This window comes from Lunatimonas sp., from assembly GCF_020832325.1.
GTDB lineage: Bacteria > Bacteroidota > Bacteroidia > Cytophagales > Cyclobacteriaceae > Lunatimonas.
The window spans coordinates 122,165-136,155 of record NZ_JAFIEU010000017.1 but is presented as its reverse complement, the minus strand read 5'-3'; the positions used below and the strand labels follow the sequence as shown (position 1 = coordinate 136,155).

The window sequence follows — 13,991 nt, the reverse complement described above, 5'->3', positions numbered from 1 at the left end:
CATTCTAGATTCAGGCGAATGAGAGAAGAATACTCAATTGTGATAATCAACTGGACCAAGTGACTAGTAAAAGATGTACCTTTCGTCCTCATGAACATTAACTCACACTTCATAAAAAAAGTAGTCCTGCCAGTGAATACTGACAGGACTAAATCCCTTTAAGATTCTTGGTCAATCTGCACCAAATCTGCACCAATATCTTGTAATTAGCTGATATTCAGAACTATCTTGGGCCCACCTGGGCTCAAACCAGGGACCTCCTGCCCCGATTCCTATCGGGGGAGTCAGAGGTTTATGTATCTAAGGAGTAATTTATCACCAATTTCCGGGTACTTCTTGAGATTCTGGATATAAACCCTTGATTTCATTTTTTTGATATGGAGTTCAATATTCCGTGCTTGTTTGAAAGAGTTACACTCCAAGTACCAGAATAATTGCCAATCATCGGCTTTCTGTGTGAAATTAAGTTTTCCATAATGCTTTTGAATGTGTTTCTCAAGCCTTTCTTCCACAGTGAGCGTGGTTACTCCTGTATAGAACCGATCCAACTTTTTTGAATAAAGAGCGTAAACAAAAGACTTTTCCATATCCTAAAAATAAAAAAACCGCTTAGAAAAACTAAGCGGCACTAGCGTGGGCCCACCTGGGCTCGAACCAGGGACCTCCTGATTATGAGTCAGAAGCTCTAACCAACTGAGCTATAGGCCCAAAACACTTTAACTCTCAATATCTCTTCAAACCTCCTGCCCCGATTCCTATCGGGGGAGTCAGAAGCTCTAACCAACTGAGCTATAGGCCCAAAATACTTAAACTCTCAATATCTCTTCAAACCTCCTGCCCCGATTGCTATCGGGGGAGTCAGAAGCTCTAACCAACTGAGCTATAGGCCCAAAATACTTTAACTCTCAATATCTCTTCAAACCTCCTGCCCCGATTCCTATCGGGGGAGTCAGAAGCTCTAACCAACTGAGATATACGCCTAAACTGTTTTTTTGACGGATATCCCTCCGCAACACCTTGCTTTTGGGACTGCAATGTTACATATTTGAATTTAAATTCACAACTTCAAGAGGAATGAAAAACACAAAGGATATTAAATTTTTAATCTTTGACTTAGGCAATGTAATTTACGATATAGACTATTCGCTCACTTTCAATAAATTATATAGCAAGCTACCCCAATCCGCCCACGAGCAAGTAAAGGAGTTTATGGTTTCCGATATCCATTACCAACTCGAAATGGGAAAAATCAGCGAAGCGGCCTTTCGTGACGGGGTTAGAAGCTACTTTGGGCAGGAATGGGAGGATGCTTGGATCGATGAGGTATGGAATGCCCTATTAGTAGACATCCCCCAAGAACGACTGGAACTTCTTAAAAAGCTTAAAATGAACTTTGGTATCTACATGCTGAGCAATACGAACTCCATCCACTTCAAGGTAGTGGAAAGAGTCTTTGCCGACAGACTAGGAAACCAATGGATGAAACTGTTTGGCCGGCTGTTTCTAAGCCACGAGATGGGTCTGCGAAAGCCCGACCCAGCAATCTATAAGGCTGTGGTGCAGGCCGTCGGCGGAAAACCGGAAGAATTTCTCTTTTTTGACGACTTGGAATCAAACTTAGAAGGCGCCAAAAGCGTTGGAATCCAAACCCATCACGTAAACCATCCCAAGGCATTGATCGAGTTTTTTGCGCATGTATAGTCCAAAAACCTATGCCAAACACGGCCTACTATTTTTCCTAACACTAACTGCAACTACCTTGGCTGGGGGGGAATGGCTGTTTGGAAGAAGCATACTTTCGTCCGAAAGGCCGCTTACCTGGGAGTATTTTCTTAGGGCAATGGAATTCTCTATACCCTTTATCGGGATTTTGCTTGTCCATGAATTGGGTCATCTGTTCGCTTCTATCTATCACAGGGTAAATGCTTCTCTACCCTATTTTATCCCAGGATGGTTGGGCTTTATCGGGGCGCCATCCATCGGTACATTCGGGGCGGTCATTCAGATGAAAGGCCTGGTCAGCAGCCGGAGAAAGTTTTTCGATATTGGCATAGCTGGTCCACTCGCAGGTTTTGTGTTGGCCATCGGAGTGCTCTTATATGGGTTTACCCACCTCCCCGAAGCAGATTTCATTTACGAAATTCATCCGGAGTATCTGGATCCTGACTACGATCCGGAAAAACAAGAAGGAGTGATGGACCTGAAACTGGGATATAACCTGCTTTTTTGGGTTTTAGAAAAGACACTGGCAGACCCGGAAAAGATGCCCAATATGTCTGAGGTAATCCATTATCCTTATCTTTTTGCGGGCTATCTGGCCCTGTTTTTTACGGCGCTAAACCTCCTACCCATCGGACAGCTTGACGGCGGTCACGTGATCTTTGGGTTGTTTCCAAAACACCACAAAACGATCTCAATGACTGCCTACACGGTTTTTATCTTCTTTGCCGGTCTCGGTGTAGTCTCTCCCTTCGAAGATTTCAACTACCTACTAATTGCCCTACCACTCTACGTGGGCTTTGTGTTCATTTGCTATGCCAAATCCGGGCTGACGATGACTAACAAGCTGATGATCGCTTTACTCATTGTCGCGCTACAATATTCTCTGGTGAGCTTCTTTCCCACGTTGGAAGGATACAGTGGGTGGCTGTTTTTTGCATTTCTGTTAGGGCGGGTCTTGGGCATTCAGCACCCTCCGGTAGCAGATAATCGACCGCTGAGTCATTCTCAAAAAATCCTCGGTTGGGTGGCCATTTTGCTGTTTATCCTTTGCTTTATCCCCCAACCGTTTATAATCGACTAAAAAACGAGGAGGAAATTACTCCTCCTCTTCCAATGCCCTGTATGCTAGGATACCACCCAGTACATTCCGTACCTTATCAAAACCCTTTGACATCAAAAAGTGTTTCGCGTTCCCACTCCGGGCTCCTGATCGGCAGTGTATGACTATTTCCTTGTTCCTGTACTCCTCCAGTTCATCCAATTTGTCCGGAAGGTCTCCCAGGGGAATATTCAGCGCACCCAAATTGTCGTCTTCGTATTCGTATTCTTCCCTTACGTCAATAAAAAGAAACTCTTCGTTGCGAGCCAGTCGCTCTTTCAGTTCTCCTACGGTTATGTCTTCCATGGTTTATTTGATAATTAATCTGATAGCGTTCCATTTATTTCCAGCGAGTACCCTGACTAGGTAAAGCCCTTTTTGCCGATTGGCAAAATTAATCAAATTACCTTGTTCCGTCCGTTCTATGGGTACATTAATTTCCCGTCCTTGAAAATCAAAAACCATAATTCGCTCTGCCGCACCCACCAACACCACATTTTCGGTATATGTAGGGTTGGGGTACAGGAATACAGCTGCCTCGGACTCAGGTATCCTCCCCTCTACAGGCGGCTGTAGGGAAAGATGCGGCCGGATCATTAAACTTCCCTCGACAGACTCGTTTTGCTGCCATTCCCCGTAAACATTGAAAAAAACCTCCTCTCCAGTATCGGTAGTTTTGTCCAGTCCCACATAGATAAAGTCATTGGTAAATTGCATGAAGCCGACGAAAAAAGAGCCGGAAACGCGGACATTGGTATCTATGGGGAAATAGGCAAAATCTCCTATATCCTCAAAATCGGGTATCAGTATTTCCTGTCGGTGCACAGCGTTTCTGGTTAGGGAGTCCCAAACCATCAATTCCAAAGCATTGCCACGCTGTAGGTAGTTTGTGAAATTGATGCTTACACCGGTCACATAAGCCGGCTCCGGGGCCTGATACCTGAGCGCCAACATGCCAGAAGTTTGATTGATTCCAGCAGCGTATTCCGCCGATCCATCGTCATAGGCCATAAAATCTCTTAGAGGAGTCACTGTCCGCACCGTATCATTTAGCCGAAAGTCGATGGAAGGCTCAAATACCGTATCCCTACCCACGACTCGTGCTACCTTAAATAAGTCCCCTGTAGATAAGTAGAGGGTTGTTTCCAAGTCAAACCCTTCGGAGGGCAAGCCGTTCAGGTCGTTGATGGGGTTACTGAAAAAATTCCGTCGCTCCTGAGCCAAAGGCACGGGGATAAGGGGTGTATTGGCATTTACCGTTCGGATCAAAGCCCCTGTCTGTGCATCGCTCAAGGTGACGGTAAATTCCATCGCACGGAATCGGTTACTTAGATTATTAAACTGCCCTTCTAATCGCTGCCCCCCCTCTTCGCCAAGTTCTTCCAGCCAAAAAAGTGGATAGGCGGTATACCGTCCCAAGGGGCTGTTTGGGACCAGCGAAAGAGCTCTATCTTCGTAAAAACGGTCATTGGCATTCCGGTTTTTGTGGAGGTACACATAATCCAGCACCCAGGTATCAAAAGGCCCCGAAAGCCTGCCGATATATTGAAAGCGAAAACGAAAGTTGTCGTGCAAAAACTCAGGGGCAACTTGTAAAATCTCTTGAACAAAAACATGTCGATCTAGGTGATCTCCGCCCATTTGTTCCCAGACCACGACCCAATCCCCAGTTGCACTTAAAAACTGTACCTCCAGCTGATCGGTATCGTCCGGCATCTCTCCCCTTCCTCCTGCCTGCCAGAAAAAGCTGAGGAATACTGTTTGCTTCTCTGTAGCCGAAAGATTCGACAAGTCTATAGGAAGAGAGGTTAGACGGTCTCCTTCCCCATTGGCTAACCGCTCTCTGGAATAAGGATTCCCCAAATCATCCACCCCATCCAAGTAAACCACGCCGAGCGAAGGAGGGTCAACACCAATAGAGGTAGACCGGGTGGCACCCTGATTATCCCACAGGCTACTATTGAGAACATTGGATGAAAAATCATCCCAAAATGGAAGGCTGAGTCGTTCCTCTGCTTGTCTGGCAGAAATAGAAAGCGATGCTTCATCGGATGATCCCGGCTTTAGACCCGCAGGTAACTGCTGAAACTGCCCAAAAACAGTGGTATACACCCCCGTTAACAGGAATAGAATCACACAGGTTACTATGGTTTCCGGAGACTTCATCTAAAACTGTATAGTATCCAATAACTCGGATACCCAGATATCTACTCGTTCGCCTGTTTTGGCCATGACCCCATCTGGAGGCAGCTGCCGAACGACCGTGCCCTTAGGTACCGTATCTGTTTTCACATAATTGATATTGCCCATACGTAGCCCTGAACCCAAAATCAAAAACTCAGCTTCCACATCATCCATACCAATTAGGTTGGGCATTTCGAAGCTCTGATTGCCATAACCATCACCCACCACCAAGTCAATTTGGGAGCCTTTCGGGATTTCAAAACCCTCCTTGATATCCCGTCCTCGGTATTTTTGCTCCAGCACTACGTTAATTCCGATGTCTGGCACATAGACGATTTCCCCTCTAACCAATCCATAATTGGCTAGAATTTCCTGAGCATTTTTCAGCTGCGTATTGACCAGCCCCGGCATTTTGATCAGCGGCGGATTTTCTGCATTCAAGGTCACGTAGATCTTTCGGTTCTGCTTCACTTTTGCTCCTGGCTTGGGATTTTGTTTAAGAACGGAGAGGGGTGTCGCCTCCGCTACAAAGCCGCTATCAAGCGTGACTTCATAACGCAAATCCCTGGCAACCAAAAAATTATTTAGCTCAGAATAATGGATTCCCTCTAAATCCGGTACCGTCACCGACTCTCCATGACTGGTATAGCTGGGTAAATAAATGGTAAAGAATACGAATAACAGGGCAAATAAGATCCCAATCATGATCAGGATATGGATACCCAGTTTTTTCAGTCCTTTTGAAATTCCCTCCATAATGGCTTTAAATGATAATAAACAGATGTGTAAAGCTAACCAATTTTTACGTGCATTTTAACGGAAATCATCTATCAAAAGTAATTCCAATACCCCTTCATTTAGATGTTTTACAATATTTTACCTGTTAACTTTTCTAAATTAACGAATAATCAGCTTCCTTGTCTCGGTGAAGAACTGGCTGCTAATCTGGACGATATACAATCCTTTCGCAAATTTGACCGTGTCAAAGGAATAGGTCTGATTTAGTGTTTGGGGTTTCTCCTGATCAAGCACCACCTGACCCAAAGGGGAGATTACTTGGATACGGACGCTTTCAAAATCGGCAAAGTTAAACGCCAAATAAAATCGCTCCGTCGCCGGGTTTGGGTATAGGATGGTATTGTTCAATCCTGGATCCACCGGGCGCGGATTATCGGAAAGAAACAACTCCAAATCATCCAAAAACAAAGAGGCGCCGGGTGCACCGTGGTCACTTACACGGAAAAATACCCGTATATTGTCCTGCCCAGCAAAGTCGGACAAGTTAATAAACTCCCGTTGAAAAGTTCCCGGATTCGCCTCGCTCGGACGTTGGCCTTCCGAAGTATTGTTAAGCGCAGCACCTTCCCGACTCCAAAGCGGAATGGCAGTTGCCCCGCCATCGTTACTAACCAAAACCTCAAAGGCAAGCTGGGAGGCATTGGAGAAGCCTCCTCCTGTCCATCCGAAAAAAAGACTGGCGCGATCTGTTCCGCTTAGATCGAATAACGGAGAAGCAAACCAATACGAGTCGCCTTCCTGCATGGTGGTAAGACCCAAAAAGGTGTTTTCACCATTTCCCAAAAACACCCTCCAAGACGAGAAATTCCGCTCTGGGTTGATTCTCAACCAAGATCCCAAAGCCTCTGATCTATCAAAGTCTTGGCGCCATGGAATATCCATAGCACTGCTATCTTGGAAAATATGCCAGCGAAGGGTACTGCTGTTTCCACCGTTCTGATCGAAGTTTGGTTGGTAGATCCGATAGTCTATCCGGTTTTGTCCAAATCGGAAAAAATCCGGGAGCTCTAATGACTTACTTTCCCCAACACCCAATCCAAAATCTCTTATTAGTAGGGTGGTTATGTCCGACGCCCTGCCCTGCATAAAGATATCAACTAAGAATCCGTCAATGGGAAGATTACCCGTATTTTCCACTATCACTTCATCCCGCTCCTGTAGACCCGCCGTAACCGGCAGGGGACTGTTTTTTTGTGAAAGGGAAAAATCGTAGCGATAGACTTCGCTATCTTCTATAGTCAGATTCTTGACAAAGATATTGTTTCCAAACCCATTACTCGAAATCAATGCCACCCGAACTCGTTCATGACCTGCATAAGCACTTAGATTGACTACTTCCTTGCGAAACTGGGCTTGGCTATTGGGAAAAAACTCGTTAAACGTGCGGGACTCTGTAGCCAGAGAATCATCTCTCTTGGTGTAGAGATAATCCATGGCCTGAAAGGTGTTGCCACAGTCCAAAGATACCGCCACCATAAGTCCCTCCTGAAACTGTTCACTGTCAAAGGGTGCAAAAGCCATGTCAAAAGAAAGCTGTGCATTGCTTACATCCCGCAGACTAAATGTGGGACTGATGAGGTAATCAACCTCTCCCTGAAGGTTATAGTTGTAGCCATTGAGGTACATTAGTTCCTCTATGACCCCATCGAGCACCAAATCAATCGGCTGCCAAGTCACCAAATTATCGGGATTCAAAATATCCCAATTTTCAATCCCTTGACTAGCTTGATAAAATGGCAAGCTGGTAAATGAAGCAAATATCGGCGAGGAATTCAGATAATTGTTAAAGGGGTCTTCATCCAGTTCCCCGTTTACCGAAAGTATTTCCGCCTCGAAGAAATTGTTAACGGTTGGATTCAAAGAAATCAACTCAAAGCGAAGGGTGTCTCTACCTCCCACCGGTAAGTCGAGTGCAAAGGTACGGGTTTGCACTACATCATCGTTCAAGCGTATCTGAACCTCTGCACTTGCCACACGGTTCCCTCCTACATTTGATATCAGTATACTAGGGATTATTTCCTCCCCGCAAACGAAACGGAATGGGTCTATGATTTTATCCAACCTCAGGTTATTTAGCAGCAATTCGGGTTCTTCAAGCGCCCTGCTGGTAAGCAGAGATGTTCTTCTGGGACTAAAAGCCAATACGGTATTCATCCGCTCGATCTGTCCGAGAGTAAACAGGTTCATGCACACATCTGAGGTGTAATCCATGAAGTTTTGAAACATATCTACCGAACCACAGCTCGACCTTGGATGAGGTGGACAGCCAGCAGTGAAAAAACCCTGCTCGGGAGTGTCTGCCACGAAATCATCTATACCGCATCCACCGTCTCCCCAAATATGTCTTAGGCCTAAGAAGTGACCCACCTCGTGGGTCGCTGTACGCCCTCTGGAGGAAGGAAGGGCATTTCCACCCTCTCCAAAATAGCGGTAATCGATTGTCACCCCGTCGGTGAGTCTGGACGGAGGCGGAAAATCCAACCCTGGCAAGTTGCTAGCAACGGGAAAGGAAGCATAGCCAATATTGGGTGATTGCAAGGGCAAAACCCAAAAGTTTAAATAATCCTCTGCTGGCCAATAAGCCAGTTCACTGATCTGCGCATTAAACCCCAAAGGGTAGGTATCTCGACTTCCCTGCACTCGGTTTATTCCGTTCGTGGGCATACCGCTCGGATCCTGTCGAGCCAGCACAAATTCTACTCCCGCATCACCGGCCACAGCCTGAAACTCCTCGGGCGTATTTTCTGCGTCTGGGTTTAGCCTTCTAAAGTCTTGATTTAAAATGGCTATTTGAGAAAGTACTTGCGAATCAGGAATATTTGCTCCCACACCCACCGGTGTACCCGTGTGTATCACATGCACTACAACGGGAATTTTTCGTACCTCTTCCTGCCTACGCTGCGAAGATTCCGTATCCTTCAACTCCTGCTTGCGCTTGCTAAGCCAGGTTTCAAAATATTCCTTGGACCCAAACACCCCAAGTTCTTTCTCTTGAAGCTGTTCCATAAATGCTGCGCCGCATTTTTCGTCATGCACGTGGGGAAAGTTCCCATCAGCCGAACCCTGGGCAAACCCGGTCAGACTAAGAAAAAAACAAAATACCAACGCTGTAAGAGCGTTGGTGTATAGGTATAAATGACGGGTGGAAATATTACGCCACTTCAACATTTACCGCTTCTACTTTGACAATCTCAGGAATTGCTTTTTTGATGGCTTCCTCCACCCCTGCTTTCAATGTCATGGTGGACATGGGGCAGGAACTACAAGTGCCTGTTAACTCCAACTTCAGCACCATACCTTCAGTGAGATCCACGACTTTTACGTTGCCCCCGTCGGCCTCCAGATAGGGCCGGATAGTATCCAGGGCAACCTCTATTTCTGCTCTATATTGATCTAACATCATATCAACTCTTTATCTGTACTACCTCGGTTTTGTTCTTTTCCGCATTGCGGATGGCTATTTGACGCGCCACATTTTCTGCTAGGGTCTGAAAAGCATCGGCTGTTACGCCTGCCTTCAATACTGCCGGAAATCCACTGTCTCCACTTTCTCTGATACCTTGCACAATCGGCACTTCGCCTAAAAAGGGAACGTTAAAGCGCTGGGCAAGTTTCTTCCCACCGTCTTTTCCGAACAAATAGTACTTATTATCAGGCAGTTCATCCGGTGTAAAATAGGCCATGTTTTCGATAACGCCTAATACCGGAACGTTTATCTGAGGCTGCTGAAACATGGTAAGTCCCTTGGTAGCATCGGCCAAAGCCACCTTCTGTGGCGTAGTGATGATTACCGCACCTGTCACCGGCACCGTTTGTACCATGGTCAAGTGAATGTCTGAGGTGCCCGGAGGCAGATCCAATAATAGATAATCCAACTCGCCCCAGGCTACATCTCCAATAAATTGCTTTAACGCTGAACTGGCCATCGGACCCCTCCAAACCACCGCACTGTCTGCGGGTGTCAAAAAGCCGATTGACATCAGTTTTACCCCATATTGTTCAATGGGAATGATAATGTTTTTTCCGTCCTCTTGCTTTACGGTGGGCTGTTCACCCTCCACATTAAACATGGTAGGTACAGATGGCCCGAAAATATCCGCATCTATCAAGCCGACCTTGGCACCCGATTGGGCAAGGGCAACTGCCAGATTTGCCGCACAGGTTGACTTACCTACTCCACCTTTGCCGGAAGCTACCGCCACAATATTTTTCACTCCAGGCAGCAAGGGAGTGTTGTTCCTTGAGCTGGTCACATTGGAAGTCATAAATATATCCAAATCCGGCAATTCGCCAAAGGCCTTTTCCAGTGCCTGCACACAGTCGTTTTTGATCATTTCTTTCAAGGGACAGGCGGGAGTGGTTAACACCACCTTAAACGACACGCTACGTTCCTGAATCTCTAAGTCCTGAATCATGCCCAAGGTGACCAAATCCCGCTTCAAATCGGGATCCTGTACTGTAGACAGTACTTGTAATACATTCTCTTTTGAAAGAACCATGTTAGCTTTACGAAATTTTTTGCAATTTAGTCTGAATAAACCTCTAAATAAAATTTTTTAGCATAACCCTCGCCTTCAATTGGCAGCGGACAGGGGACCAAAAAAAGCTAATGGTGCGTCCTGCCTCTTGGTTCCAACCTCTAAATCCTTGGCTGGGTCTGCGTAATGGTAACCTTATTTCGGAACATTTAGTTTGCACTACATTCACACAAGCCCCTGCATGGTCCGGGCAGCAGGCTATATCTCACACATTGCCAAAGGCTCCGGTATACCTCTTAGATTCGGGAATAAAATCTGTATCTTTACCGCCAAATAAGGGATGTTTTTAGATGAGTTTCAGTAATCACACGACCGAATCCGTACGCGAGCGGGCAGACATCGAAGAAGTAGTCGGAGACTACGTGCAGCTGAAAAAAAAGGGCCAAAATCTCTGGGCTTGCTGTCCCTTTCACAACGAAAAAAGTCCGTCCTTTTCTGTCTCCCCTAGCAAACAAATTTACAAATGCTTTGGATGCGGCAAAGCTGGTGACGCCATCCAGTTCATCATGGACATTGAGGGAATAGGATTTGCTGAATCCATCCGGCACCTCGCACAAAAATACGGGATAGAGATTGAAGAGGAGAAAAGCCAAACTCCCGAGCAAATTCAGGCGTTGACTGAAAAGGAGCGCCAATACGTAGTGTTGAATTATGCAAAGGAGCATTTCTCCTTAAATCTGGACACGGAAGAAGGCAGGTCTATCGGACTAAGTTATTTCCGGGAACGGGGATTCAACCGGCAGATCATCGACAAATTTGACCTTGGGTATTCCATCGAAAGCTGGGATCACCTGCTAAAAGCCGCCAAAACCGCTGGATTTACTACTACAGAACTGCTTAAAGCCGGTCTAATCTTAGAGCGTGAAAACCAATCAGGCAACTATTACGACCGGTTTAGAGGCAGAGTGATGTTTACCGTACATAACGTTGGAGGCAAAGCCATCGCGTTTGGCGCACGGACGCTCAAAAAAGACAAAAACCAACCCAAGTACATCAATTCTCCCGAGACAGAGGTATATCATAAAAGTGATACGCTATATGGTATTTTCCAGGCCAAACAGGCGATCAAATCCAAAGACAACTGCTACCTCGTAGAAGGGTACACAGATGTCCTTTCCCTCCATATGGCTGGCATCGAAAATGTGGTAGCCTCTTCCGGTACTTCTCTGACAGAAAGCCAAATCAAGCTTATCAAGCGCTTTACCGACCATGTGACGGTATTGTACGATGGTGACGCTGCGGGCATCAAAGCATCTCTCCGTGGAATAGACATGCTCTTGGAAGGTGGCCTTCATGTCAAAGCCGTAGTTTTTCCCGAAGGAGAAGACCCAGACAGCTACGCCCAAAAGGTGGGTGCAGAAGCCTTTACCACCTACCTGAACTCCGAAGCCCAGGATTTCATCAAATTCAAAATCGGCCTTTCCCTAAGCGAAGACAAATCAGACCCAATCAAAAAGGCTGAAACCGTTCGTCAAATCGTTCAGAGCATTTCAAAAATCTCCGATCCCATCCTTCAAAACTTCTATGTCAAGGAAGCCTCCCTGCTAATGGAATTGGAGGAGGATTTGATCCTGATGGAGCTAAACAAAGCGCTGTTAAAATCCAAAGAAAGAGATACCTCTTCCCGGCAGGTACCTCCCACCCAATTTCCGGAAGATTTACTCGCGGTAGAACCGATGGACACCAAACAGTCCGGCCAAAGGCAACTGATGTCTCAGGAACGGGAGGTTTTACGGCTACTGATCAACTACGGGGTAGAAAAGATCGGGGAAGAGCTGCATGTCTGCGAATACCTTATCGAAGAAACCAGCGAGCTACAATTTGAAACACCCGTTTTCAAAAACCTGTTTGAGAGCTATCGGGAAGCGCTGCGCAGAGGCATTCTTCCTACCCCCGAATATTTCCTGAACACCACCAACAGCGAACTAAAAAAAGAGCTCATAGACATGATTACACAAAAATATGAGCTCTCCTCTCTCTGGGAAAGCCGACATCAAATTTTCACGGTAAAAGAAGCAGACAATTTGGCCAAAACCATCTATGATAGTGTCCTGCGACTGAAAAAAAGGGTGTTGAAAAAAATGCTAAACGAGCTGTTGGACAAAATCAAAGCTGCCCAAGACGGTGAGATTGCAGATTTACAGCAGGTTTACATGGAAATCAAACGATACCAAGTGGAAATAGACCGTCAGCTGGGAACTGTTATCTCCCACTAAATGTAATGTTCTCGTAAAAGTCCCGCCGATAAATCGTTAATTTGCGGTGGATTTGCCATCCTTCCGCAGTAAAATGGGGGCTGGATGAAGTGAGAGACCGATAGATAGAAGATAGAAATCACTGGGGCTTTCACCCCAAGAGGCGTTTTGGGGAACCGTCGACCCCTGAATAGACACAATAAGTATATGAACGAAGAAATTACGCTAGATCCCATAGAGAAAGCCATTGAAGCCATAAAAAACGGAGAGGTAGTTATTGTGGTGGACGACGAAGACCGAGAGAATGAGGGGGATTTCATTTGTGCGGCAGAGAAGGTAACCCCTGAGATCATCAATTTTATGGCTACCCACGGTCGAGGGCTCATTTGCGCGCCGTTGATTGAAGATCGCTGCGACGAATTGGGTCTGGAAATGATGGTAACCTCCAATACGGCGGTTTTTGAAACTCCGTTTACGGTATCTGTCGACCTGATTGGTCATGGATGCACCACAGGCATATCAGCCAGTGACCGGGCCAAAACGATCCGGGCATTGGTAGATCCCACCATCAAACCCTCCGAATTGGGCAAGCCGGGGCACATCTTTCCTTTGAAAGCCAAGCGAGGTGGTGTGCTGCGAAGAACGGGTCACACCGAAGCCGCCATTGACTTAGCCAGGCTGGCCGGATTGAAACCCGCTGGAGTGCTGGTAGAAATAATGAATGAGGACGGTACCATGGCCCGATTGCCAGACTTGGTTGAGGTAGCCCAAAAATTCCATCTCAAGCTCATCTCCATCAAGGACCTAATAGCCTACCGATTGAAAAACGAATCACTGATTCGCAGAGAAATCGGGGTGGATATGCCTACCGCATGGGGAGACTTTGAGCTGATTGCTTATGAGCAAACCAATACGAAAGAAATTCACATGGCGCTGATCAAGGGCAAGTGGGAAAAAGACGAAGAGGTGCTGGTGCGTGTGCACTCCTCTTGTGTGACAGGAGATATCTTTGGTTCCTGCCGCTGCGATTGCGGCCCCCAACTACATAGAGCCATGGAAATAGTGGAAAACGAAGGTAAGGGAGTTGTATTGTACATGAATCAGGAGGGCCGGGGAATCGGGTTGGTCAACAAACTCAAAGCCTACAAATTGCAGGAAGAGGGTATGGACACCGTGCAGGCAAATATAGCCCTAGGATTTCCGATGGACAAGCGGGACTATGGTGTAGGAGCACAGATACTTCGGGACTTAGGCATCTCTAAAATCCGGCTCATTTCCAACAATCCTACCAAACGGGCAGGTCTATTGGGTTATGGACTGGAAATTGTAGACACCGTTCCGCTGGAAATAAACCCCAACCCCCATAACGAACGCTATCTACAGACGAAAAAGGACAAAATGGGACATACCATACTACGCAGAGACAACACCAAATTTTAAGAAAAACACCACAAC

At 46.3% G+C, this 13,991-nt stretch carries 11 protein-coding genes and 1 tRNA gene; 4 read left to right on the top strand and 8 right to left on the bottom strand.

Features of this window, described 5'->3' with window-relative positions; all coding sequences use genetic code 11:
• Positions 1-284 precede the first annotated feature (284 nt).
• Positions 285-587 (bottom strand): GIY-YIG nuclease family protein, encoded by a 303-nt coding sequence (locus JJU34_RS21770; protein WP_366512677.1) that lies wholly within the window; start codon positions 585-587, stop codon positions 285-287.
• 47 nt (positions 588-634) lie between these two features.
• Positions 635-708, bottom strand: a tRNA-Ile gene (locus tag JJU34_RS06465).
• A gap of 366 nt (positions 709-1,074) precedes the next feature.
• On the opposite strand from JJU34_RS06465, the gene JJU34_RS06460 reads away from it, so the two are divergent.
• Together JJU34_RS06460 and JJU34_RS06455 are read left to right on the top strand one after the other, a co-directional pair.
• A complete protein-coding gene (locus JJU34_RS06460; protein ID WP_228691511.1) occupies positions 1,075-1,701 on the top strand; it encodes an HAD family phosphatase in 627 nt (208 codons plus the stop codon).
• Positions 1,694-2,803 (top strand): site-2 protease family protein, encoded by a 1,110-nt coding sequence (locus JJU34_RS06455; protein WP_228691510.1) that lies wholly within the window; start codon positions 1,694-1,696, stop codon positions 2,801-2,803. Before JJU34_RS06460 ends, JJU34_RS06455 begins: the two co-directional genes overlap by 8 nt.
• Before the next feature lie 15 nt (positions 2,804-2,818).
• Here JJU34_RS06455 and JJU34_RS06450 read toward each other — a convergent pair whose 3' ends face one another.
• The 6 genes from JJU34_RS06450 to JJU34_RS06425 form a co-directional block, all read right to left on the bottom strand.
• Positions 2,819-3,127: a rhodanese-like domain-containing protein gene (locus tag JJU34_RS06450; protein ID WP_228691509.1), complete on the bottom strand. Its 309-nt coding sequence runs from the start codon at positions 3,125-3,127 to the stop codon at positions 2,819-2,821.
• Positions 3,128-3,130: 3 nt separating this feature from the next.
• Positions 3,131-4,987 (bottom strand): T9SS type A sorting domain-containing protein, encoded by a 1,857-nt coding sequence (locus JJU34_RS06445; RefSeq protein ID WP_228691508.1) that lies wholly within the window; start codon positions 4,985-4,987, stop codon positions 3,131-3,133.
• Positions 4,988-5,761, bottom strand: a complete 774-nt coding sequence (locus JJU34_RS06440) for a PASTA domain-containing protein (protein ID WP_228691507.1) — start codon at positions 5,759-5,761, stop codon at positions 4,988-4,990.
• Between the two features lie 141 nt (positions 5,762-5,902).
• A complete protein-coding gene (locus tag JJU34_RS06435; protein ID WP_228691506.1) occupies positions 5,903-8,971 on the bottom strand; it encodes a M43 family zinc metalloprotease in 3,069 nt (1,022 codons plus the stop codon).
• Positions 8,955-9,203: a NifU family protein gene (locus tag JJU34_RS06430; RefSeq protein ID WP_228691555.1), complete on the bottom strand. Its 249-nt coding sequence runs from the start codon at positions 9,201-9,203 to the stop codon at positions 8,955-8,957. The genes JJU34_RS06435 and JJU34_RS06430 overlap by 17 nt, the downstream gene beginning before the upstream one ends.
• A gap of 4 nt (positions 9,204-9,207) precedes the next feature.
• Entirely contained in the window at positions 9,208-10,302 is a 1,095-nt protein-coding gene (locus tag JJU34_RS06425) for an Mrp/NBP35 family ATP-binding protein (protein ID WP_228691505.1), read from the bottom strand.
• A 329-nt stretch (positions 10,303-10,631) separates the two neighbouring features.
• On the opposite strand from JJU34_RS06425, the gene dnaG reads away from it, so the two are divergent.
• Together dnaG and JJU34_RS06415 are read left to right on the top strand one after the other, a co-directional pair.
• Positions 10,632-12,557, top strand: a complete 1,926-nt coding sequence (gene dnaG / locus JJU34_RS06420; protein ID WP_228691504.1) for a DNA primase — start codon at positions 10,632-10,634, stop codon at positions 12,555-12,557.
• A gap of 186 nt (positions 12,558-12,743) precedes the next feature.
• Complete coding sequence (locus JJU34_RS06415) at positions 12,744-13,976, top strand: bifunctional 3,4-dihydroxy-2-butanone-4-phosphate synthase/GTP cyclohydrolase II (RefSeq protein ID WP_228691503.1); 1,233 nt, start codon at positions 12,744-12,746, stop codon at positions 13,974-13,976.
• The last annotated feature ends 15 nt before the right edge of the window (positions 13,977-13,991 follow it).